Source organism: Paraburkholderia solitsugae (assembly GCF_013177695.1).
Lineage (GTDB): Bacteria > Pseudomonadota > Gammaproteobacteria > Burkholderiales > Burkholderiaceae > Paraburkholderia > Paraburkholderia solitsugae.
Genome location: NZ_WOEY01000127.1, coordinates 57,741 through 81,094 on the forward strand (window position 1 = coordinate 57,741; position 23,354 = coordinate 81,094).

The 23,354-nt window shown below is 62.1% G+C and carries 21 protein-coding genes; 4 read left to right on the forward strand and 17 right to left on the reverse strand.

What is annotated here, in order from left to right; genetic code table 11:
• Positions 1 to 24: 24 nt before the first annotated feature.
• Positions 25 to 1,302 carry an amino acid deaminase gene (locus GNZ12_RS31750; RefSeq protein ID WP_172316059.1) on the reverse strand — a complete coding sequence of 426 codons (1,278 nt, stop codon included), beginning with the start codon at positions 1,300 to 1,302 and terminating at the stop codon, positions 25 to 27.
• 145 nt (positions 1,303 to 1,447) lie between these two features.
• Here GNZ12_RS31750 and GNZ12_RS31755 point away from each other — a divergent pair, with 145 nt between their 5' ends.
• The 3 genes from GNZ12_RS31755 (at position 1,448) to GNZ12_RS31765 (ending at position 4,279) form a co-directional block, all read left to right on the forward strand.
• Positions 1,448 to 2,338, forward strand: coding sequence for a MurR/RpiR family transcriptional regulator (locus tag GNZ12_RS31755; protein WP_172316060.1), 891 nt, complete (start codon positions 1,448 to 1,450; stop codon positions 2,336 to 2,338).
• 3 nt (positions 2,339 to 2,341) lie between these two features.
• Positions 2,342 to 3,823, forward strand: a complete 1,482-nt coding sequence (locus GNZ12_RS31760; RefSeq protein ID WP_172316061.1) for an N-acyl-D-amino-acid deacylase family protein — start codon at positions 2,342 to 2,344, stop codon at positions 3,821 to 3,823.
• Positions 3,824 to 3,892: 69 nt separating this feature from the next.
• Entirely contained in the window at positions 3,893 to 4,279 is a 387-nt protein-coding gene (locus GNZ12_RS31765; protein ID WP_172316062.1) for a RidA family protein, read from the forward strand.
• A gap of 923 nt (positions 4,280 to 5,202) precedes the next feature.
• On the opposite strand, the gene GNZ12_RS31770 is transcribed toward GNZ12_RS31765, so the two are convergent.
• The 5 genes from GNZ12_RS31770 to GNZ12_RS31790 form a co-directional block, all read right to left on the reverse strand.
• Positions 5,203 to 6,102: an IS3 family transposase gene (locus GNZ12_RS31770; RefSeq protein WP_407947724.1), complete on the reverse strand. Its 900-nt coding sequence runs from the start codon at positions 6,100 to 6,102 to the stop codon at positions 5,203 to 5,205.
• Positions 6,102 to 7,457, reverse strand: a complete 1,356-nt coding sequence (locus tag GNZ12_RS31775; RefSeq protein ID WP_172313947.1) for an IS110 family RNA-guided transposase — start codon at positions 7,455 to 7,457, stop codon at positions 6,102 to 6,104. Before GNZ12_RS31775 ends, GNZ12_RS31770 begins: the two co-directional genes overlap by 1 nt.
• A gap of 121 nt (positions 7,458 to 7,578) precedes the next feature.
• A complete protein-coding gene (locus tag GNZ12_RS31780) occupies positions 7,579 to 7,944 on the reverse strand; it encodes a transposase (RefSeq protein ID WP_216673326.1) in 366 nt (121 codons plus the stop codon).
• 222 nt (positions 7,945 to 8,166) lie between these two features.
• On the reverse strand, positions 8,167 to 8,418 hold the full coding sequence (locus tag GNZ12_RS31785; protein WP_172313949.1) for a hypothetical protein: 252 nt from the start codon (positions 8,416 to 8,418) through the stop codon (positions 8,167 to 8,169).
• A 309-nt stretch (positions 8,419 to 8,727) separates the two neighbouring features.
• Entirely contained in the window at positions 8,728 to 10,056 is a 1,329-nt protein-coding gene (locus GNZ12_RS31790; protein WP_172313951.1) for an aspartate aminotransferase family protein, read from the reverse strand.
• A 156-nt stretch (positions 10,057 to 10,212) separates the two neighbouring features.
• On the opposite strand from GNZ12_RS31790, the gene GNZ12_RS31795 reads away from it, so the two are divergent.
• Positions 10,213 to 11,628, forward strand: coding sequence for an aminotransferase-like domain-containing protein (locus GNZ12_RS31795; protein WP_172313953.1), 1,416 nt, complete (start codon positions 10,213 to 10,215; stop codon positions 11,626 to 11,628).
• 12 nt (positions 11,629 to 11,640) lie between these two features.
• Here GNZ12_RS31795 and GNZ12_RS31800 read toward each other — a convergent pair whose 3' ends face one another.
• The 11 genes from GNZ12_RS31800 to GNZ12_RS31850 all read right to left on the reverse strand — a co-directional run bounded on the left by GNZ12_RS31800 (position 11,641) and on the right by GNZ12_RS31850 (position 23,323).
• Positions 11,641 to 12,264 (reverse strand): LysE family translocator, encoded by a 624-nt coding sequence (locus GNZ12_RS31800; protein WP_172313955.1) that lies wholly within the window; start codon positions 12,262 to 12,264, stop codon positions 11,641 to 11,643.
• A 158-nt stretch (positions 12,265 to 12,422) separates the two neighbouring features.
• Positions 12,423 to 13,841, reverse strand: a complete 1,419-nt coding sequence (locus GNZ12_RS31805) for a sigma-54 dependent transcriptional regulator (RefSeq protein ID WP_328806055.1) — start codon at positions 13,839 to 13,841, stop codon at positions 12,423 to 12,425.
• A gap of 254 nt (positions 13,842 to 14,095) precedes the next feature.
• A complete protein-coding gene (locus GNZ12_RS31810; protein WP_172313957.1) occupies positions 14,096 to 15,055 on the reverse strand; it encodes a type II secretion system F family protein in 960 nt (319 codons plus the stop codon).
• A 48-nt stretch (positions 15,056 to 15,103) separates the two neighbouring features.
• Positions 15,104 to 16,081, reverse strand: a complete 978-nt coding sequence (locus GNZ12_RS31815) for a type II secretion system F family protein (RefSeq protein ID WP_172313959.1) — start codon at positions 16,079 to 16,081, stop codon at positions 15,104 to 15,106.
• Between the two features lie 51 nt (positions 16,082 to 16,132).
• Positions 16,133 to 17,500: a CpaF family protein gene (locus GNZ12_RS31820; protein WP_172313961.1), complete on the reverse strand. Its 1,368-nt coding sequence runs from the start codon at positions 17,498 to 17,500 to the stop codon at positions 16,133 to 16,135.
• A 21-nt stretch (positions 17,501 to 17,521) separates the two neighbouring features.
• Positions 17,522 to 18,730: an AAA family ATPase gene (locus GNZ12_RS31825; RefSeq protein ID WP_172313963.1), complete on the reverse strand. Its 1,209-nt coding sequence runs from the start codon at positions 18,728 to 18,730 to the stop codon at positions 17,522 to 17,524.
• A gap of 26 nt (positions 18,731 to 18,756) precedes the next feature.
• Entirely contained in the window at positions 18,757 to 19,221 is a 465-nt protein-coding gene (locus tag GNZ12_RS31830) for a TadE family protein (protein ID WP_172313965.1), read from the reverse strand.
• Complete coding sequence (locus tag GNZ12_RS31835; protein ID WP_172314128.1) at positions 19,218 to 19,727, reverse strand: TadE/TadG family type IV pilus assembly protein; 510 nt, start codon at positions 19,725 to 19,727, stop codon at positions 19,218 to 19,220. Before GNZ12_RS31835 ends, GNZ12_RS31830 begins: the two co-directional genes overlap by 4 nt.
• Positions 19,728 to 19,766: 39 nt before the next feature.
• A complete protein-coding gene (locus tag GNZ12_RS31840) occupies positions 19,767 to 21,020 on the reverse strand; it encodes a TadE/TadG family type IV pilus assembly protein (RefSeq protein WP_172313967.1) in 1,254 nt (417 codons plus the stop codon).
• A gap of 23 nt (positions 21,021 to 21,043) precedes the next feature.
• Positions 21,044 to 21,352, reverse strand: coding sequence for a hypothetical protein (locus tag GNZ12_RS31845; protein WP_172313969.1), 309 nt, complete (start codon positions 21,350 to 21,352; stop codon positions 21,044 to 21,046).
• A gap of 21 nt (positions 21,353 to 21,373) precedes the next feature.
• Positions 21,374 to 23,323 carry a type II and III secretion system protein family protein gene (locus tag GNZ12_RS31850; protein WP_172313971.1) on the reverse strand — a complete coding sequence of 650 codons (1,950 nt, stop codon included), beginning with the start codon at positions 23,321 to 23,323 and terminating at the stop codon, positions 21,374 to 21,376.
• Between the last annotated feature and the right edge of the window lie 31 nt (positions 23,324 to 23,354).

The following is a 23,354-nucleotide window of genomic DNA, read 5'->3' on the forward strand; positions in this document are numbered from 1 at the left end:
TGAAGCGCGCCGTTTGCATCAGGATCAGAAGAACGTTTCGATCACTTCAGTGACCCGATACGACGGGTCGAGCACCAGCACCTGACGCCACTTGTCGAACGTCAGGCACGGGTGCGAGATGTCGAACGCGATCATGTCGCCCACCTTCAGATCGGCGCCTGCGGGAATCCGCAGATACGCGTGCTGGTCCATCAAGCCAAAAATCTCCCAGCCCTCGCTCGCTGCGATATCGCGCGGCGCTTCGCTGCCCGGACGATAGTGGCGCGCCGGTTCAGGCATGCCCGCGTCGAATGCGGAATCGCGTTTGCCCAGACCGATGATGGCGCGATCAGGTTCCGGGATCGATTGCACGTACGCCCACAGTTGCAGTGCCGGCAACAGGCCTTCGCCCATTTTCTTCGCGACCGGATTGCGCGCGAAAATGTCCGTTTGCGCCTTGCGGTAGACGCCGACGTCATGCGACAGATAGCAGCCGGGCCGCAGCACGACTTCGACCTTGCCGGTCTCCGAGGCCTTCACGAATTCTTCAGCGACCACGTCGTACCAGGCCGAGCCGGCTCCTGACAGAACGGCCGGCGTGCGGGCAAAACGTCCTTCGTCGACGAGCTTACGCGTCACCGCGACGGCGCTCTGCAGGAACTCGCGCACTTCGTGTTCTTCTTTCAGCACGCCTTCATACAATTCGACGCCTGCCAGCTTCAACACATCCGGATAGCGCGCTATCGCATCGAGCACCGCGTTGCGCTGCGCTTCATCGCGCACGCCGGTGCGCCCGCCCGGCACGCCGAGCTCGAGCAGCACCTGCAGCGGTTTGCGCACTGACGTGAAAAACTGCCCCAGTTGCTCGACGCCTTCGACCGAATCGACGAGGCAGAAGAACTCGAAATCAGGGTCGCTCAGCAACTCGGCGATCATCATCATGTTGCGGCGGCCAACCAGCTGGTTTGCCATCAGGATCCGCGATACGCCGCCGTGATACGCCGCGCGCACTTGATGCGCGGTGGCGAGCGTGATGCCCCATGCGCCGGTTTCAAGCTGACGGCGAAACAGCTGCGGCGCCATGGTTGTTTTGCCGTGCGGCGCGAGCTTGACACCGTACTCCGCGACGAACTCCTGCATCCACTTCAAGTTGTGTTCCACACGATCCGCGTACAGCACCGCAGCGGGCAGACTCACGTCTTCGTTCAGCAGGTTCCACTCGAGGCGCGCGGCATCCGTGAGTTGGATACTGGTGCCCGGAACCATGCCCAAGCCCTTGCTATAAGGATCAATCGTTGCGCCCTGATAGTTTGTAACTTTCATGTCTCCCTGCTCCATCGTCCAGTTAAATTGAATCAAAGTTGACTTTACTATGTTACCGAAAGTACGATGGTTGAAGGGATGTTATTTAGTACCACGGCTTGCCGGAGGCTTTTTGTAAGCGTCGCGCGGCCTTCCACCTTCTGCAATGAACTCAACTGCTGAGCCGCTGGCCTTCGACATCGTCGCGCGCATCGCCGAGTGCGCGCCGGAACTGCGTTCGGCCGAACGGAAGGTTGCGGCACTGATTCTCGACGATCTGACCGGTGCATCGCGGGCCAGCATTGGCGCGCTCGCGCAGCAGGCGGAAGTGAGCGTCGCGACCGTGACGCGCTTTGCGAAGGCGGTCGGTTGCCGCGACGTGCGGGAGTTGAAGCTGCGCCTCGCGCAGGCGGCCGCCGTCGGTCAGCGCTTCCTGCAAGCGGGCGGACCCACAGACGCGCCCGAGCCCATCGCCACCCGTATTTTCGACGAACTGCAGACTGCGCTTGCCCATAACCACCAGTTGCTGCGCCAGGCGCCTTTAGACGAAGCGGCGGCCGCGTTGCGCGCCGCGCGAATGATCTATGTGTTCGGCATGGGCGGCGGCTCAACTGCATTGGCCGACGAGATGCGCTTCAGGCTCGTGCGCCTCGGCCGGCCTGTTGCGACCTATCAGGACGGCTTGTTGCAGCGGATGGTGGCGAGCACCGTGTCGCGCGAATGCGTGGTGATCGCATTGTCCACCACCGGGCGCGTGCCGGAGATGGTCGAGAACTGCAAGATTGCGCGCAGCTACGGCGCGACGGTGATCGCCCTGACCGCGCCGGCTTCACCTTTGGCCAAACTGGCCGATTGGGTCATCCCGATCGTCGCCTTTGAAACCGATTTCATTTACAAGCCGTCGTCGTCGCGTTACGCGATGATGATGGCGCTCGATGTGCTCGTCACCGAACTTGCCGTCAGTCAGGGCGACGAGAGCCGTGAATTGCTGCGCCGCATGAAGCACGCGCTCGACGCGCACCGTGGCGGCGGAGATCGACAACCGTTAGGAGACTGATCCATGCATTCGCATCCCGAAGCCGCCGATACGCTGATCGTCGGCGCGCAACTGTACGACGGCACGGGCGCGCCGCCGGTCGAACGCGACGTTGCGATCCGCGACGGCCGCATCGCCGCGATCGGCAATCTGTCGAACTGGCTCGCCGAAGAGGTGATCGAGGCCAACGGCCGCGCGCTGGCGCCCGGTTTCATCGACGTTCATACGCATGACGACACGCACGTGATCCGTTCGCCGCAAATGCTGCCGAAGATCACGCAGGGCGTGACGACGGTGATCGTCGGCAATTGCGGGATCAGTGCGTCGCCGGTATTGCTGAAGGGCGATCCGCCTGATCCGATGAACCTGCTCGGCGAACGCGATGCGTTCCAGTACCCGACTTTCGCGGCGTATGTCGAAGCAGTGAACGCGGCGCGTCCAGCGGTGAATGTCGGCGCGCTGATTGGACACACGGCGTTGCGCAGCAACCAGATGGACCGGCTTGATCGCGCTGCGACCGCGGAGGAAATCGACGGCATGCGCGCGCAACTCGAAGAGGCGTTGTCGAACGGGGCGTTGGGCTTGAGCTCGGGGCTCGCCTATGGCTCCGCCTTCTCCGCGCCGACCGAAGAGGTGATGGCGCTCGCCGAGCCGCTCGCTGCCGCCGGCGCGCTTTACACGACGCACATGCGCACCGAGTTCGACGCGATTCTCGACGCGATGGACGAAGCGTATCGGGTGGGCCGTCACGCGCATGTGCCGGTGGTGATTTCGCATCTGAAGTGCGCGGGGCCGTCGAACTGGGGGCGTAGCGAGGAGGTGTTGAAGTCGCTGGAAGGCGCGCGTCGCTTGCAGCCGATCGGCTGCGATTGCTATCCGTACAACCGTAGTTCGTCGACGCTCGATCTGAAGCAGGTGACGGGCGACATCGACATCACGATTACGTGGTCTGAGCCGCATCCCGAGATGGCGGGCAAGCTGCTGAAGGAGATTGCCGCCGAGTGGGGCGTGACGCAACAGGAGGCGGGCAAGCGCCTGCAGCCGGCGGGCGCGGTGTATCACAACATGTCCGAGGACGACGTGCGGCGCATTCTGTCGCATCCCGCAACGATGGTCGGCTCGGATGGTTTGCCGAACGATCCGCTGCCGCATCCCCGGTTGTGGGGTGCGTTTCCGCGCGTGCTTGGGCATTACGTACGCGATGCGAACCTGTTGCCGCTCGAAGAGGCGGTGCGCAAGATGACCAGCTTGTCGGCGCGCCGGTTTGGCCTGGCGCAGCGGGGCGAGGTGCATATCGGTTATCACGCGGATCTGGTGTTGTTCGACCCGGCCAAGGTGCGCGATGCGGCGACGTTCGAGAAGCCAGAACAGGCGGCGGACGGGATCGACGCGGTGTGGGTGAACGGCGTGTTGACTTACCGCGATGGTGAGGTGACGGGCGAGCGAGCCGGGCATTTTGTCGCGCGTGGCGCGGCGTCGAAGGGTGATGCGCACGGCGCGTTTTGATTTTGGTTTTCTGATCGATGCGGCATGCGTTTTCGTTGGTGCGTGCCTGACTTTTTAAGGAGTTGGATGATGAAGCGATTTGGCGTTGAAGGCGGCAAGGGTACCGGTGGTCAACATATGCCCTTTGCCCGGGCAGTTGAAGCGGATGGCTGGTTGTTCGTTTCCGGGCAGACGCCGATGGAAAATGGTGAGGTGATCAATGGCGGGATCGTTGAGCAATCGCACAAGGCGATTCAGAATGTTTTCGCTATTTTGAAGGAAGCCGGGTATGGGGCGGAGCATGTTGTTCGCTGCGGCGTGTGGCTCGACGATCCGCGTGATTTTGCTTCGTTCAACAAGGTGTTTCGGGAGTATTTTGGCGAGAATCCGCCGGCGCGGGCCTGTGTGGTTTCGTCGATGGTGATCGACTGCCGGGTTGAGGTTGATTGCGTTGCGTATAAGAAGCCTTCGGCTTAAACGGGTTTTTTGTTCGCCGTAGGCGGTGGCTAGGTTTTTTGTCTGTATGCCTGCGGCGGTGGTTCTTTCCTGATTTGTTTGCCTGCGCGGGGCTTTTGTCTGTACGCCTGCGGCGTTGGCCTTTTCTTGATCTGTTAGCCCGCGCGACGCTTTTTGGTTGTGCCCTTACGGCGTTGGCCTTTCCTTGATTTGTTATTGGTTTATTAGCGTCGCCCCTGTGCCGGGGCGGGCACTTACTTCTCTTTGCCAGCTATGTCTCCGGTCTATACACCAGCCGCAAAGAGAAGTAAGCAAGAGAAAGCGGCTCAAACCGCTAGTTCTTAAGCGGGTCCCCCGCACAGTCGCGGTAGTGGTACATCTGGAATCCGTGCCCTCGCACCCTCAGCGCAAGTGACAAAGGGCTCATCAGCTCCCACTCCGCACTGCGTGCGTCGCGGACGGGTCTGCCCAGGACGCCAGGGGCTTCATTCGCGGTCTGTGAGGGCCGTCGGCTGTGCCGCGGCGAAGTGCCAAAAGATATCTGTTTCGGAAAGTGCCACTTGGCGCCCGTGAGACCGACAAGTCGCGACAGTGCGTGCAGATGTGAATTCGCACTTCGAACGAAGCGCCGGCACATAGGAGGCAAGTTGGGGATGCAACGGTGAGCCGCGGCGCCGAGTGAGGCACACGCGCGAAACGAGCAGACGGTTCTGTGAAGTACCTTTCGGCGCGCGCAGCGCCGCCGGAAGAATGATGGCTTTGTCACCAGGGCTGAATGTGCGAGTGCACGGATTCCAGATGCACCACTACCGTGGCTGTGCGGGGGACCCGCTTAAGAGTTAGCGGTTTGAGCTGCTTTCTTTTGCCTACTTTTCTTTGCAGCAGGCAAAGAGAAGTAAGTGTGTAGTGGTCAAGTAAACCTGGACACCCGGAAAGGGGAATATTTAAAAAAGTGAAGCTTCACATCGTGCCGGCGGCTGACCGCCTGCTGCCGAATGGATGCGACGGTAGTTATAAAAGTCGTCGATGTAGGCCCCGATGTCGTGTTCGGCGTGCGCGTGATCGGGGTACCCTTTCTCGTCGATCCATTCGCTTTTCAGGCTTCTAAAGAAACGCTCCACCGGTGCGTTATCCCAGCAATTCCCCTTTCTGCTCATGCTCTGCACCATGCCGTTGGCCTTCAGGTCTTCAACGAAGTGCGCGCTGGTGTACTGGCATCCCTGATCCGAGTGGAACATCAGCCCCGGCGGCGGACGTCGCTGGTCGCGCGCCTGCTGCAAAGCCCTGATGACCAGTGCTGTATCAGGCAGCAGCGCAAACGCCCAGCCGACGATACGGCGCGAATACAGGTCCATCACGATGGCCAGATACGACCAGCCCTGAAGCGTCCTCACATAAGTAATATCTCCTGCCCACACCTGGTTGATGGACGGCGGCTCGAAGTGACGCGCCAGCAGATTCGGCGCCACCAGCGCCTCGCCATTGCTCTTCTGATAGCGGTGCGTGCGCTTTCTGGTAACCACCAGCTGCGCGCGCTGCATCAGCGTGCGGGCACGATAACGCCCCACCTTGTGACCACGCCTCTGAAGCTCCTCCGACATCCTTCGGCTGCCATAACTGCAGCGGGTTTCGCGATGAATTTCACGCGCCTCGGCGATCTGCGGGCAGGGCGTAGGGCTAGCCGACGGGCGCCCCGCGAACGCGTAATAGCTGCTGCGCGCCACTTTCATCACCTCACACATCACCCTCACAGGCCAGGCCTTCTTCAGTGACTGGATCACTTCGGGAAGCGATCCATTTCCTTGACGAAGAAGGCCGTAGACTTCCTGAGAAACCCGAGCCATCAGGCTGGTTTGGCCTGCAGCACGTAGCCAAGTGATTCGGCGCGTCGGGTCAGGTTGTTGAGGACCCGCTGCCGGTAGCGCTCTTCGTAATACGCGGCGCCGGGATCCACATATTCGATGCCGTAGCGCAGTGTGTTGTAGAAGAGCACCGCGATCTTGCGGGCGGTGGCGGTGACGGCCTTGGCGTTGCCGATCCGCGCCGACAGTCGTCGGTAAAAGCCGCCCAGCGCGGTGTCCGTCTTGCCGATCGCGACTGCTGCAAGACGCAGCGCAGCAGCAGCCTTGCTGGAGGAGCGGCGCGTCTTTGACGACAGGATCTTGCCGCCGGAGATCTTGTTGCCTGGAGCGAGGCACAGCCACGACGTGAAGTGCTTTGCCGTGGGCCAGCGCGACATGTCATTACCGCATTCGGCCACAAGCTTGAGCGCCACGTAGGGTCCGAGGCCGTGAATCTGTGTCAGGTCGACGCCGAGCATGGCGTACAGTGCGGCACGCACATCAAAGGAGAAGCCGTTAGGTTGCCTGGTCCGGTACCGCGCTGCGGGCAATGGCGCGGCGGGTGGTTCGGCACCGGTCTGCAGTTGCCGAAGCGTGCGTTCGATACGCTCATCGCATTGCGCGACCTGGGTCTGGTAAAAATCGTATAGCGAAAGCGCCTGGGTCAGCTCGAACACGTGCTCGGCTTTATAGTTGCCGATCAGCGCGTCGCGGATGGTCTCAATCGATGCCTTGCAACGCACATCGCGATGTCGGGCGAGTTCCCCGGCATTGCGTTCGCCGGCCACGATGGCGCGGATGATCTTCATGCCGGTGGCGCCCGTGACGTCCTTCACGACGTGATGCAGTTGCAGGTTCATTTGCATCAGCGCCTTCTGCATGTGCTGGATATGTGCAGCGGCATATTCGAGCAGGCGTTCCCGTTGCCGCAGATAGGAGCGCAGCGTGGCCACGTCGTGCCGCGGGCGGAAACTGGCGCGCAGCAGCCCGTATGCGTGAAGCTTCTGCAGCCACTGCGCATCGCTCACATCCGTCTTGCGACCCGGCACGTTCTTCGCGTCGCGCGCGTTGACCAGTACCACCTCAAAGCCGTGCGCCTCCAGGATCTCGAACGCGGGGATCCAGTAGACGCCGGTTGACTCCATGGCGACGGTCGTGATTCCAACTTGTTTGAGCCAGTTGGCGAGATCGTGCAGCTCTTTGGTGAAACTGCGGAATGAACGAACCGGTTGCGGGTCACGCTCCGGTCCCACTGCCACCACATGAAACTGTGCGCCGATGTCGATCGCCGCAGCATGGTGATGCACCACCGTAATCTGCGCCGCACTGCCGGCGCGTCGGGAGTTCGTTGCCGTCATGCCAGACCTCCGCCATCAGAATGGGCAGAGGGCGGGACAGCGGAATCGATCACCTTCCTGAACGGGATCGCCTGGCGGCGTCACCAATGCTGGGTCCGCGTCAGTCCCTGGGCCACGTTTTTTAACGGGATGAATCACCAAAAGTCTGACGGCCGCTCCCTCTGGGAGCAGTCAGTGTAGCGGTGCCCGGGAGTTTCTGCCCTTCGGGCAGGGGCGCGTCCCTTGGGGTGTTTTTTAGAATGTCGCGTTCCCTCTCGAGATCAGCGACCTTCGCCTCGAGCTCGCGAATGCGGCGCGCGTCGGTCTCGATCTCTATCGCTGTGCGCGGCGGTTTGGCCTGCTCCTCGCGCCACCGCGCGACCCAGCGACGCAACGCCGTGTCGCCAACGCCCAGCGCTTCGCAGGCCTGGGAAAACGAATAGCCCTTGCTGACCACCAGCTGGACTGCTTCTGCCTTGAATTCTTCAGGAATGTTCCGTCTGCTCATTTCTCACCTCAGTTGGAGAATTATCCCCTTTAGAGGTGTCCGGGTTCATTGAACCACTACAGTGCCGCCCCGCACAGGGGCAACACTAATAGACCAATAAGAAAACAAGAAAAGGCCAACGCCACAGGCAAACAGAAAAACAAGCGCCGCGCAGGCAAAACAGATCAAGAAAACCCCAACGCCGCAGGCAACCAGACACTAAGCGCCGCGCAGGCAAAAACCCTATTCCTCTGCATCATGCTCAATCACAAACCGCCTCAAATAAGCCAGCACAGCGGCTTCCACAGCCCGATGGTCAGCGGTATTCTTCGACCCCGCATTTTCCTCATCGCCAAACAACGAGGACGGCGCATTATGCACATCCACTTCCTGGCCTTCGCGAAACACGCGAATCTCGTGAACGTCTTCAGCGTACTCGGCAATCCAATGCACGCCTTCGATATGCGCGCCCGCGCGAACGGTAGGTATCTTCATGGAAGTCTCCCGTCAGGTCGGACCACGGCGCCAACCCTTGCCATCACCATACGCCGTCCAGGCGCCAGGCGCGAGCCTTCCAGGGCAATTTCCTGAAGTTTCGCTGCGTTGCAACGAGCCTCCCCAAGCCGGGGAATTCATCAAGGAACAGGTCGATAAGGCGTGCACCGGCAAGTACGGCATCAGGTCGGCCAAGCAGGCGATAGCTATCGGCCAGTTGGAAGCACGCCGTAAAAGCGCTGCCGCCTCATTCGCGCCGCTGGCAATGCGGCGCGCGCAACCCCTGCGCACCGCATCTCGCCAGCAGTCTTACTGCACCGTCGCCAGCACGTCGCCCACCGTCTTGAAGATGTGCGCAATCTGCTCTTCGTCGATGATGAGCGGCGGCGAGAACGCGAGGATGTCGCCGGTAAAGCGCACCAGCACGCCCGCCTCGAAGCACTTCACGAACGCTTCGTAAGCACGCGCGCCCGGCGCGCCGTCGCGCGACTCGAGCTCGACGCCCGCAATCATGCCAAGGTTGCGAACGTCCTTCACTTGCTTCGCGCCGCGCAGCGAGTGAGCGGCGGCTTCGAACTTCGGCGCCAGCGTCGCCGCGCGCTCGAACAGGCCCTCACGGCGATACAGGTCGAGCGTTGCAACCGCGGCCGCGGCTGCGGCCGGGTGGGCCGAATACGTATAGCCGTGGAACAGTTCGATCGCGCCCTGCGCGCCGCTGTTGACGATCGTATCGTGGATCGTGCGGCTCGCGGCCACGGCGCCCATCGGGATCGCGGCGTTGTTGATCGCCTTGGCCATCGTGATCAGGTCCGGCGTCACACCGAAGTATTCGCTCGCCGTCGCCTTACCGACGCGGCCGAAAGCGGTAATCACTTCGTCGAAAATCAGCAGGATGCCGTGCTTCGTGCAGATCTCGCGCAGCTTCTGCAGATAGCCTTGCGGCGGAATCAGCACGCCCGTCGAGCCGGCCACCGGTTCGACAATCACCGCGGCGATCGTCGACGCATCGTGCAGCGTGACAATGCGCTCGAGTTCGTCGGCGAGATGCGCGCCCCAGGCGGGCTGACCCTTCGAAAACGCGTTGTGTTCGAGGTTATGCGTGTGCGGCAGGTGATCGACCGCCGGCAGCAGCGCGCCGGAGAACGTCTTGCGGTTCGGTGCGATGCCGCCGACCGAAATGCCGCCGAAGCCCACACCGTGATAGCCGCGCTCGCGGCCGATCAGACGCGTGCGCTGGCCTTCGCCGCGCGAACGGTGGTACGCCAGCGCGATTTTCAGGGCGGTGTCGACCGATTCCGAGCCGGAGTTCGTGAAGAAGATGCGGTCGAGGCCGTTCGGCATCAATTCGGCGACTTTCGTGGCCGCTTCGAATGCCAGCGGGTGGCCCATCTGGAAGGTCGGCGCGAAATCGAGCGTGGACAGCTGCTGGGTGATTGCGGCGACGATCTCGTCGCGGCCGTGGCCGGCGTTCACGCACCAGAGGCCGGCGCAGCCGTCGAGCACTTCACGCCCGTCCGTGGTGCGGTAGTACATACCCTTGGCCGATTCCAGCAGGCGCGGCGCAGCCTTGAACTGGCGATTGGCGGTGAAGGGCATCCAGAAAGACGACAGGTCGTCGATGACGGGGCGCGAAGTCATGGTTTTTTCCTCGAAGTGGTCCCCCAAGGGACTTCCTTCGGGGCATAGCCAAAACTGTAGCGTTCGCGGTTTAATGGCGGCATAAACAGTTGACGCAGTGTGGTGCTAACTGTGCTGGTGGAATTGCGATAACTGTGCCGACTCCTCATTCCTACCATGATCGAACTACAACTTGAGCGCGACCGGCGCGCCGCCCCCACGCTCGTCGAGCAGGTCGTGCAGGGCTTCGCGCGCGCTATCGAGGCGCAATCGCTGCGCGCTGGCGCGCTGTTGCCGTCGGTGCGGCAGTTGGCGCAAAGCCATGAACTGAGCACCTTCACGGTCACCGAGGCCTACAACCGTCTTGTTTCGATGGGGCTCGTGGTGGCGCGGCGCGGATCGGGTTATCGCGTGGCGGCGCGCTCCCAGTCCGCGCGGGTCGCGCCGACCGACTGGCAGCCGCCGAGCCTGACCGCGACCTGGCTATTGTCCGACGTGTTCGCCGACCATTCGGTGCCGATCAAGGCGGGTGGCGGCTGGCTGCCGAACGAATGGATCAACGAGACAGGTTTGCAGCACGCGCTGCGTGCAATGAGCCGGGTGCCGGCGGCGCGCCTCGGTGACTACGGGCATCCGTACGGCTTCGCGCCGCTGCGCGAGCGGATCGCCGAGCAACTCGACCGGCGCGGTTTGCCGGTCGACGTCTCCAACGTGCTGCTCACCCAGGGCGCGACGCAAGGGCTGGATCTGATCGTCCGCACGCTGCTGCGCGCGGGTGACGCCGTGATTGTCGAAGATCCGGGTTACTGCAATCTGCTGCAGATTCTCAAGCTGGCGGGGCTGGAGGTGCATGGGGTGCCGCGCACGCCGGCCGGCGTCGATACCGACGTGCTCGAAGCGCTGGTCGCGCAGCACAAGCCAAAGGCGATTTTCGTCAACACCACGCTGCAGAATCCGACCGGCGCGACCTTCGGCATGTCGGCGGCGTTTCGTCTGTTGCAGATCGCGGAGCGTCAGCGCATGTGGGTGATCGAAGACGATGTCAGCCGCGAGCTGGCGCCGCCTGGCGCGCCTTTGTTTGCCGCGATGGAAGGCTTGCAGCGCGTGCTATATGTCGGCGGTTTTTCGAAGACGGTGACGCCGGGGCTGCGCTGCGGCTACGTGGTCGCCGAGCGGGCGGTGTTGCGCGAACTGGCGCGCACGAAGATGGCGGTGGGATTGACCTCGTCGGAAGCGATCGAGCGGATCGTCGACAAGGTGTTGCTCGAAGGACGCTATGCGCGCCACGTCGAAGCCGTGAACGAGCGGCTCAAGCTCGCGCATGCGACCGTCGAGGAGCGGCTCGATTCGCTCGGCCTCGAACTGTTTCACCGGCCGCGAGCTGGCTTGTTCCTGTGGGCTCGCCTGCCGATCGAAGCCGAGTGCGCGGGGGAGGTGGCGACGGCCGCGCTCGCGCATGGCATCTGGCTCGCGCCCGGCTCCTACTTCCGTCCCGACGATGCCCCGAGCGCCTGGTTCCGTTTCAACGCCCCGTACTCGACCGACGACGCGTTATGGCGCTTCATCGAGCGAGTGGGGCAGGGTGCGATCTAGCGTCGCTCAATCTTATGCTGACTGGCCGAGCAGCTTCAGCGCGATCGGATACAGCGAGAGCACCAGCAGCAACGCCATCGCCACATTGAAAATGCGTAGCCGCTTCGGGTCCGACAGCACCTCGCGCATCGCGGTGCCGAAACCGGCCCACAGGCAGATGCACGGAAACCCGATGACGTAGAAGATCACCGCCATCGCGACGGCGTTCATGCTGTAGCTCTCGCTGAGGTGGATCGTCGTGGCGGCGGTCAGCACCATCATCCACGCTTTCGGATTGATCCACTGGAACGCGATGGCTTCATGAAACTTCATGGGCCGGCGATCGCCTTTCTTGACCTTCAGTTCGCCCGACGTGCCGATTTTCCACGCGAGATACAGCAAGTACGCGACGCTCGCGACTTCGAGCACCGTGTACAGCACGGGAAAGTGCACGAAGGCTTCGCCCAGACCAATCCCGACCGACAGCATCAACAGCACGACTCCGGCACTGATTCCGGAAAGATGCGGCAGCGTGCGGCGAAAGCCGAAGTTGACGCCCGAGGCCAGCAACATGGTGTTATTCGGACCCGGCGTGATAGTGGTGACGAGCGCGAACAGAATGCCGGCGGGAAGCGCGCTGAGGCTGAGGTAAGACATGGGTGGCTCCGGTGTCGGTCGATAAGACCTTTGGAGCATTCTAGCGAACCATGCCGGTACAGTACCTGTACGGTTTTGGGGATGGTGTCCGGTACAGGTGGGTGGTCAGGTGCAACGTGAGCAGCACGAAGACCTCGAAAAGGCATCAATCAAACGGATTATTTTTCGTTCGCTTCCTCATCCGTATCGTCCACGGCCTCGCATGCTGAGTGACGCATTTCGTACTCAACCATCAGCCGATACAGCGTGACCCGCGAGATTCCGAGCGCCGTCGCCGCTTTTCCCACCCGGTAATCGTGGCGCAGCAATGCGGTTTCGATCGCGCGGCGTTCGGCCACTTCGCGTACATGGTCGAGCGTCGGCGTTTCCTTGTCGATTGGCGATTCGAGGTCAAGGTCACGAGGCGTCAGTAGTCTGCCTTCAGCCATCACAAGCGCACGTCGCACGCGATTGATGAGCTCGCGCACGTTGCCGGGCCAGTGGTACCTGTACATGGCGTCGATCGCCGATGGCGTGAAGCCGTGGATCTTGCGAGTGCTGTCGATCTTGTACTTCTGCAGGACGTGATGCGCGAGTATTTCGATGTCCTTGCCGCGTGCTCGCAGCGGCGGCTCGTCGACATGCAGCACACATAGACGATGGAACAGATCCGCGCGGAAGCGCCCGTCGAGGATTGCGGCGGCAAGGTCGACGTGGGTCGCCGAAATAACGCGTACGTCGACGGGAAGCGATGCATTGCCACCCAGGCGTTCGATCTTGCCTTCCTGCAGGAAGCGCAACAGGCTAGCCTGCGCCGCGAGCGGCATGTCGCCGATTTCATCGAGAAACAGGGTGCCTCCGTTCGCCGATTCGATACGGCCGATCTTGAGCTGCTCCGCGCCGGTGAACGCGCCGCGTTCGTAGCCGAACAGTTCCGACTGAAGAAGTTGGTGATTAATTGCGCCGCAATTGATCGCAATGAACGGCGCCTTGCGCCGCGGCGAGTGCTCATGGATCGCGAGAGCGGTGAGCTCTTTGCCAGTCCCCGATTCGCCGGAAATGAAGACGCTCGCGTTGGTATTGGCGACCTTGCGGATTTTGCTAAAAAGCTGCTGCATGGCGTCGCAGGTGCCAAACATCTCGTTGTTCCCTGGGACATTGGCTTCGGCGGCATTGTCAAGATAATCCAACGCCGCCATGCCTCGGGCATGCCCGAGCACATGGGAGATCCACTCATACGGCAGCGGCAGCGTGATGTAATCGAAACAATAATTGCGAATCAGTTCGCGTACCGCGTGGTTTACCGACTGGCATTCAGCCGTGATCGCCACCCAGCCGATGGTCGATTGACTCAGGCACGCCTTGAGAGCGGCAAAGTCGCGTGGCGCGAAGCCGTCGAAATCGATGAGACCCGCTGCCACGCCTGTTTTGGTCGTCGCGGCTACTGCACCGGCTGCGGTTTTTGCCACAGTAATATCCCAGCCGGCTGAGCGCATATTCTCCAGCAGCACGTCGCTCGGTGCGCGAGCAACGCAGATCAGACGTCGCTGGGTGTCCGGTTGGAGCGGGGGAGCGGACTGCGCAGAGTCGGCCGTCACGCAAACGGTCGTTCGGACGCGACCTGGTGATTTTGGCACGATATTCCCCCCCTTCTTTTTTGCATTGTTGCACGCCTGAATATCGGCTATGCAACGACGGCCGGTACATTGATACTATTCGCTGCCGGCCCTGAAAAAAAAGAATATCGGTGCGGCGATTCTCACAGCAATATCCTCGGGGCGCCAATGCCCGTATAGCGTCTCGATTCGACCGCAAATATATAGGTGTTTTCCCGGCGGCCGCAAATCTGAACTCAGCCGCCAAAGGTAGGCAATAACACCCGGTAGATATGGATAAATGCGGGCCCTAGCAGGACGGTGAGCAGGGCCGGGAAGATGCAGAAGATGAGTGGGAACAGCAATTTCAACGCGATCTTCGCCGCCTGCTCTTCTGCGCGCATCTGGCGGCGTGTGCGCAGGGTGTCCGACAGAACACGCAATGAGGAGCCGATGCTCGTGCCGAAACGCTCGGCCTGAATCAACATTGCGCAAAAGGAATCGACATCCTCGACACCGGTGCGCAAAGCAAGATTGCGTAACGCTTTCTCCTTGGAAAACCCGGAGCGCATTTCGAGCAGCATCAGTTGGAATTCGCTGGCGACCACCGGGCTGCGCAGTTCGATTTCTCCCGCCACTTTCATCAACGCCGCGTCGAGGCTGAGGCCCGCTTCGACACACACGGTTAGCAGGTCGAGCGCGTCGGGAAAATCTTCGAAAATTGCACGCTTGCGCCATGCAATGCGGCGCGCCAGCACGAAATTCGGCATGTAGTAGCCGATCGCGCCGAGCACGGCGAGCAGGGACATCAACAGGTACTGCTGCGTCGCGAGCGAGGTATTCGCCAGGCACGTAAGTGCAATCAGCGGCAGCGCGAGCGCGAGCAGGGTTTTCGCGGCGAAATAGAGTGCGGCGGCGCCCTGCGTGCGCCAACCCGCATTCATCATTTGCACGCGCAGTGCCGAGTTTTCCCAGCCCTCAGTCGGGATCGACAGTTTCGAAATCGGCTGCGAAATCTCGGCGAGCTTTTCGAGCCATGCCGAGCCTGACGGCATGCTGCCGGGGTCGGACATGGGGAGGTTGGTCCCACCTGCCTGTTCGATACGCCGACGCATATCGCGCGGTGAGAATAGCAACATTGCGGCGAATATCGCGCCGAACACCACGGCGAAAAGGCCGACCAGCAACAGCATGTGCATCGAGTCGAGCGTTTGCATGACAGCTCCTTGTTATCCTGATCTGCGGCGCCTGTGCGAAAAGTGCAATCAGACGCGAATCTTCACGATGCGTCGCATCCACAGCACGCCGCATAACATGGAGAACGCCATTGTTTCGATGACCTTGATGCCGGCCGGGTCCTGCCACAGCACTTCGAGGAAAGTGGGGTTAAGGACCATCATGAGCCCCGCGGTGACAAACGGCAGCAGGCCAAGTATCCACGCCGACAACTTGCCCTCGGCGGACAGCACGCGGATCTTGTTGAACAGCTTCATGCGTTCGCGGATCAGCGTTGCAATGCTGTCCAGTATCTCCGCGAGATTGCCACCCGTCTCCCGCTGAATGAGGACGGCGATCACGAAGTAACGCAGATCGCGGATCGGCACGCGCGTCGCGAGATTCATCAAGGCCTCGTTCAGTGAGACACCGTAGTTGATTTCGTCGAAGGTGATGCGGAATTCACCCCCCATAGGCTCGGCGAATTCGGTGCCGACCATGCCGATTGCGCTAGAGAACGCGTGTCCTGCGCGTAGCGCGCGGCTAATCATGTCGGCGACGTCAGGCAACTGGCGTTCAAGTTGGCGCAGCCGCTTGCTACGCCGCCGGCTCACATAGAGGAACGGCAGCACTGACGCAGACAAGGCGCCGAGTGCGGCGAACATCGTCGGTACGGGCGTGAGCGTGGCGAGAGCGAGCACGCTTGCAGGCAGAACGAAAGTCGTACCGATCAACCGCGCAATCGACCACTTGAGCCCGGATTGCTGGATCCACAGGTCGAGCGTCTGGATGCGAGGCAGTTTCATCAGCAGCTTGTCGAGCAATGCCGACTCGCTCAACATGCGCTGCTTCAGGATCGTCAAGCGTTCCTTATGAACCTGGCCGCCGGCGGATAGTGCGCGGATACGCGATTCGATCCGGCGGGCAGCAGGGCCGTGACGATTGTTCCACCACTGGTAACCGCCCTCGAGCGCGAGCACGACAGCGAGGAACAGCAAGATGGCGAATGCATAGAAGATCGGGGTCATGCGTGTCTCCTCAGACCGCAGCGAGTCAATGAGCGGATCGGGTCAGCCGGATCACGTGGTTTCGAAATGCCGTCCGGGATCGTAGATAGCGTCGGGCAATGCAACGCCGAACGCCTGCAAGCGCTCGGCGAATTTGGGCCGCACGCCGGTCGCGCAAAACCGCCCACGCACGTTGCCGTTCTCATCGATACCGGTTCGCTTGAACGTGAAGATTTCCTGCATGTTGATGATGTCGTCCTCCATGCCGGTGATCTCCTGAATGCTAACGATCTTGCGTCGGCCGTCGGTCAGCCGGGCAGCCTGGATCACGACCGAGATGGCCGATGAAACCTGCTGGCGCATGGTTTTGGTCGGCAGCGACAGGCCGCCGAGGTTGATCATGTTTTCGAGACGAGTCAGCGCATCGCGCGGAGTATTCGCGTGGATGGTGGCCAGTGATCCTTCGTGACCGGTGTTCATCGCGTTGAGCATGTCGAGCGCCTCGGCGCCGCGCACCTCACCGAGGATGATGCGATCAGGCCGCATCCGCAGCGCGTTGCGCACCAGCGTGCGCTGCGTGATCTCGCCGCGCCCTTCGATGTTCGGCGGGCGCGTTTCGAGCCGCAGCACATGCTGCTGCCGCATTTGCAGTTCCGCCGCGTCTTCGATGGTCACAATGCGCTCATCGTCCGGAATGAAGCCCGACAGGACGTTGAGCAGCGTCGTCTTGCCGCTGCCGGTCCCTCCCGACACCAGTATGTTCACCTTCGCGCGCGCCAGTGCATCGAGCACCTCCGCCATCGGCGGCGTGAGGCTCTGCAACTGGATCAGGTCGGAGACTTGCAGTGGATTGACCGCGAAGCGCCGGATCGAGAGCAGCGGTCCGTCCACTGCGGATGGCGGAATGATTGCATTGACCCGCGAGCCATCTGGAAGACGTGCGTCGACCATCGGGCTCGATTCATCGATCCGGCGTCCGACGCGCGATACGATCTTTTCGATCACCTTCATGAGGTGCGCGTCATCGTAGAACGTCACGTCGGTCAGCTCGAGCCGCCCTTTACGTTCGACGTAGGTGCGCTGGTACGTGTTGACGAGAATGTCGGATATCGTCGGATCGCGCAGCAGGCTTTCCAGAGGACCGAACCCGAACATCTCGTCGTAGACGTCGATCACCAACTGCCGGCGTTCGAGATCATTGGCCGGTGCTTTCTCTTCTTCGAGGATGCGCGTAACGAGCGCGCCGATTTCATGGCGGACCTGCTCAGGTGGCATTCTCGCCAGCCGTTCAAGTTCGACTCGCTCGAGCACGCACTGATGTATTTCCCGTTTCAGCTTCTGGTAAGCAGTCCGCGCCATGTGGTTCGGCGAGTGGTGTCCGTTTTCGCGCTCGCCAAACGGCTGCACGCGTTGAGCGGAAATCTGTTCACGCAGTGACATGATGGTCTCCAGTGGTGTACATCACATAGCCTTGAGTTTCGGTGCCGGGCTGCGGCCGAAGAAGCGGCTGAGTCGCGGTTCACCCTTTAAGCGCGCCTCCTCGGATCCCGCTGAAAGGCTGACGATGTTGCTCGCGAGCGCAAGCAGACTGCGCGACACGGCGCTGTTGCGGCTCAGCTTCGCCACCGGCACGCCGTGGTTCACTGATTCCGACACGATCTCCGTGTCTTCCGGGATGACCTGATAGGGACGCATGCCGAGAACTTCCTCCAGCGCGGCCCGTGCGCGTTCCCCATGGCGCGTGTACCGGTTCAGAAGCAGCCGGGTACGGTCAGCCGGATAAGCGAGCGACGCCAGAATTTCCTGCAGACGCCGGCCCGCGCGTACATGCGGCATGCTCGCCTGCAAGACGAGATGGATCTGGTTGCTGCGATCGAGCGCCAGTATGGACAGCGGATTGATCGATTGGCCGAGATCGAAGATCACCACGTCGTAGCGCGGAACGGCGATGCCCAGAATCCATTCGAGCCTTTCCTCCTTGATCTCCGACGCTTTGACAGGGTCGCCGGCGCCGGCGAGTATGTGGAACGTGTCGCTCACGTGCACGAGGCACGCGTCGAAGAAGGCTGCGTCCATCCGCTCTACCTGCGCACACATCTGCGGCAAGCTCGAGGGTGGTTTTTCGTCGGAGACGAGAAATGCGGCATCCCCGAAGAGCTGACTGAGGTCGATCAGCAGCACACGTTTTTGCTGGCTATCCGAGATCGCATGAGCCACGTTGCTGGCGATGAAGCTGGTTCCCGCACCACCCTTGCAGGAGAGGAACGAAACGATCTGTGTTTCGTGCGTGCCATTCAGCGCCAGCTGACTCTCGATGCGTGAAAGCGCTTCACAGAGCGAAGTCTTGTTGAGCGGCCAGCCGAGCACGTCGCGAAAGCCGGCGCGCATGGCTTCGATCAGCGTCTGCGGCGACGCATCGGGAATCAGCAGGATGGATGTGACCTGAGGGCGCCGATGGCACAGCTTGCCGACGACCGGAAGCTCGGCGGTTTCGAGCGACGATGCGTCGACGATCAGTACGTCGAAGGCGTCCAGGCTGTCGCCGCGCTCTACTAGCGACGACGGTCTGCCGGCCACGCGGGTCGTGCGGTAGTTGCCGCATTCGCCGATCAGACTCACGATTTGGGACAACCGCGCGGCGTTTTCCGAAGTGATGAGAATGTTGATCATGGTCGTGGCTGCCTGGGTATGTTGTGTTATTGACAGACGCTGCCGCCCGTCGACGTCGCGAGACTTTCGCGCGGCAGGGTGGTTGTGAGCGGTGGCATCGTGAGCGTGAGGGGCACGAACGGAATCATGGTTTTCACGCTGACGTTGGTCACGCTGACGGTGACTAACGCGCACGTGTTGCGTGCCGTGGTGGGGTCGGAGTCGCAACCGGACGGTGTGTACGTGACGCTCACGTTGGACGCGGCGAGCAAAGGCAGCAGGCCTGTTATCCTGGTTTTGATCACCGCGGCATCGGCATCGCAGACCGCGGCGGTACGTGCGCCGAGGCGCACGGCTTCACTCGCGGTGTTCCAGTAAAAGAGCACGCGGCCCATTTCGCAAATGCCGATCAGCAAAGTGCACAGAATGCCCGCGACCAGCGCGAACTCCACGGCGGCAGCGCCGCACTGTGCGCGCAGCCGCGGTGAGCGGGAAACAAGGCTCGGGTTCATGACACTTGCCTCATCACGGTGACGATGTTGCCGAACGTCAGATTCGACAGATTGAAGTAGTTCAGGATCGGGGAGTACGGATACCCCTTGATCTTGACTTCGACGAGGTTGATGCTGCCGGCTGCGTTCGAAGGGCCGGCTCCGTTGTTGTTGTCGTAGGTCGGGACGTTGGCGAACTGCGCCGGGTCGGAGGCATCGGCGCAACTGGTCGTGTGCGCGCTGTCGCACACGATCACCATCGAGGTCGTCAAACCTGTTACGAGCTCCGTTCCGCTTCCCGGCGTCGCGCAGGTCGTACTGCCATAGACGGCGAGACATTGGGCCTGCGCGAGCGGGTAGGCGCTATCGGTCGGCAGGTAGGTGGACAGGTAGCGCGCGGCATCGCGCGTGGCTTTCGTGAGCGCTTCATACTGATAAATTGCGTGGCCGAATTCGGCCACGCCGGCGACGAGCGTCACGAGCGGAATCAGCACGATGGCGAATTCCACCGCGGCGACACCGCGCATGCGTGCTAGACGGGTAGAGCGTTTGTTCATGACAGTCCCCTATTGCAGCAACACGGGTACCTGCGGCCCGACCGAGCTGCCGGAACCAGGAACGCCCTGCGTGGCACAGGGGCTTCCCGGCGATGACGACGAACCGCGGTACTCCAGATGGACGGGGCCGGGATTCCCGCCGGAGTCCATCGGGTCGAGCATCAGCACACAATCCCAGGAAACGACCGGAGCCTGGTGGCTGCTCGCCAGCACGCCGCAATCCAGTTCGGGGGCGAGTGCGAGACGCCGGTCGGCGCCAAGTGGGTAGTTGCTGGCGCTGTATGTACCTTTGGTGCTGGAGCCGGTGACGTTGTCGCCCTGATAGGGCTGAAACGTTTTGCGCTCGTTGACGAAGTCGCTATAGGCGTTGCTCAGCGCTGTCCACGTCGTTGCGGTGTAAGCGTATCCGGTGAAATCGGGCTCGCCGTCGGCAGGTCCCTTGTACGAGGTGCCGTAGATACCAAAGCGCGTATTCCAGGCGCCTGAGTCGGCGACCATGTTGCCTGTCGAGCCAATGCTCGCGCCGACAGCGGGCAGGGCGCAATAATTCCCCGTCAATTCGGACTTGATCGAATTGGCGCTGTTGCTGCCGTCGAGGGCGGCCCAGCCAAAGTTGCCAGGACCGTATGCCGGCGATGCACCGCTTTTCGACGCGATCCACTCCCCGACCGTATACGTTTCACCTGCTGTCGGCGGAGTGGTCTCCGTTCCTGCCTTGCAGACGAAAGCCGGAATCGCGCAAGTGGTTTGCGCGGCACCGACGGTCGCAACGGCCGTAGCGGAAACGGTTGCATTGGCTATGCTCGTGCCGCTGAACGCGCCAAGTACCTGGATGAACCAGTTCGCAATGTTCGCGAGGGACGTTGTGCATTTTGCGTACTTCATGTTTGCCGGGGTGGCGACGGAGCTCTTCGGCAGGAACGGATTGGTCAGCGAATCGCCGTACAGCACGCTGCTGTCTGTTGTCATCTGCACGGCGTTGCTCTGGAACAGCGCGTAGTTGAGGTGGCCGGCAGTGATGCCGGACGCCTCGGAGACAGACAGATTGATAGTTGCACCGGTGAGATCACGTGCGGCGGCCAGCGCACAGGCATCGGCGCTGTTCTGCAACTCGCTTCGGGTCACATACAGCTTGCCGAGATCGAGCGCGAGGCCGACGAAGCCGATCAGCGCGACGAGCGACAACGCGACGATGATGGACACGGCGCCGCGCTCGCCTCGACGAGCTGTACCGCACCTGCCTGACTGATTAACGCTACGCATGACGCCCCCCGTGCCTATTGTTCTTACTGACCGCTGGCCCCGCCGCCGCTTCCGACTCCGATGACAAACGCGTTCGGCGACGGTGCGGGTTGTTGAAATGACTTGTCGTAGGTGTCCATCGCCGAAGCGGCGGACTTGCCGTCCACGCCCTGAGCCGACTGCGCGTGTTCTGCCGCGTGTGGATCGATGATCTGCGCCTTGGTGACGGTTTTGAGCGCCTCGCCAAAATGCGCGTCCCAGATCGGCGTGCTGGACATGCAACCTCCCAGCGCTGCACAGACCGGCACGATGAGCGCGGCCCAGCGTGCGAAAGCAAAGTGTTCGTGTTTCATGAGATTCCCCTTGGCATCACATCAATGGTCGACCGCGTGGCTGGAAGCGTCCGCGTTCGCGACTTCTTGCCGAACCTTGCGGGAGGCGATCCGTGCCGCGGCGCTTTCGATACGGGCGGCGCGGGCCGCCTGTTCGGTCTGCGCGGATGGCGGCGCGGCCGTGCCCGCCGCCGCATCCGGCATGGGGCGTGCCCGGTCGGCGCTGGACGACGCGGTCTGCGGGCCGGGCTGCGGCAACGCCGTTGCAACGGGTCCGGCAGGCGGTTGCGGCGCCGGTGCGGGCGCGGGCAGCGGTGCCTGCGGGCTCACCGAAGCCGGGGCCGGGGCCGGGGCCGGCGTGGGCGAAGCGGCCGGAGCAGCGCTGTCAGGCGCGGCACGCATTTTCGGATGACGGCCTTCCATGTTGCCGGTCGCGTAGACGTCGGCCTCGTTCGGCTGTGAGAAGCTGTCCGTAGGCAGCGGCAGGTCGGCGGTCTGCAGCGGCTTGACGAGATGCGGCGTGATGATGAACACGAGTTCCGTGAGGTCCTGCTGGAATGACGTGCTGCGCGCCAGCGCTCCGAGCACCGGCACTTCGCCGATGCCGGGAATGGCTTTCAGCGCGCCGGTCACGTTGCTGCTCATCAGTCCGCCAATCGCAAACGACTCGCCATCGTTCATCTGCACAACCGTGGATGCGCGACGCGTCGTAATGAGCGGCAGGATCGATACGCCGCTCACGTTAGTCGCGCTGAGCGTGATGCCGGTCGGCGACAACTCGGACACCTCAGGCGCGACTTTCAGGTTGATGCGGCCATTGGCGAGCACGGTCGGGGTGAACTTCAGACCGACACCGAATTCCTCTTCCTGCAGCGTGATGGTCGTGGCGCCCGTGCTGCTGCTCTGCGGCACCGGGATGAAGATCTTGCCACCGGAGAGGAAGCTGGCCTCCTGGCCGCTGATCGCCACCAGATTCGGTTCGGCAAGGATCTTGACGAGGTCGTCCGTCTTCTGCGCATCGATCGCGAAGCTCAACGGGCGGTTGTTCGCCTTGCTACCCGCGATCGCGCTCGTTACGCCGGCCAGCAGATTGCTCACGAGCGCACCGCTCCATGAGCCGAAGCCGCCCTGAATGTTGAGCGCCGCGCCCATCTGGTTGATGAGTGTCTTCGACACCTCGGCGACCTTGACTTCGAGCATCACCTGCTGGGGCGCGTCGACCGTCATCATGTTGATCACATCGGCTGCCTTGCTGGTGCTCGAACTCTGCTGGTTCACGGGGGTCCCGTTGCCGAGGACACCGGACCCGTTCTGCGATTGCTGGGTGGGCTCTGCGCTCGCAAAGGCCTTCGCGATCTCCAGCGCCTGCTGGGCAGCCGGCGAGCTTGACGCGTGCCCCCCGAGCACCAGGTTACCCGCGGCGGTCGATACACGGATGCCACGCTCGCCGGGCATCAGTTGCCCAAGCGATTGCTGCAAGCCGTTGGCGTCGATGTTGACGATCACATCGATAATCTGGCATCCGCCGCTGCGTCCCTGAACGATCATGTTGGTCGTGCCGACCGCCATGCCGACGAGGTAAAGCGTGCGCGGCGACACCAGCGTGGCTTGCACGATCGTCGGATTGCCGAGCGTGCGGTTGCGTGCCGGTTCGGCGAGAGGCAGGAGTGTCGACTTGCCGACCGGCACGACGACGCTGGTTTCTTCGCGGATTTCGCCGGTGCAGTTCGGGCCGCGCAGCGGCGCGGAGGCGCCGGCAGCCCCACCTGCCGGCATCGGCGCCATGCTGACCATCATCGGTGTTGGCGCGCGGCCCACCGGCAACGGAGCATTCGGCCGGACCTTCGCGAGCGCTGGGCCCTCGACCGCTTCCTGCGCTACGCCGCTCTGTGCGACAAGCAATCCGGTGCACAACGCCGACGCGAGTACGACGCCGCTCAGCGAGCGGCCACGCATCGCACTACCGGTTGAGAACCCCAGTTTCGTTTTCATTTTCCTGCCCCCGTTTCTCGACATCGGTCGA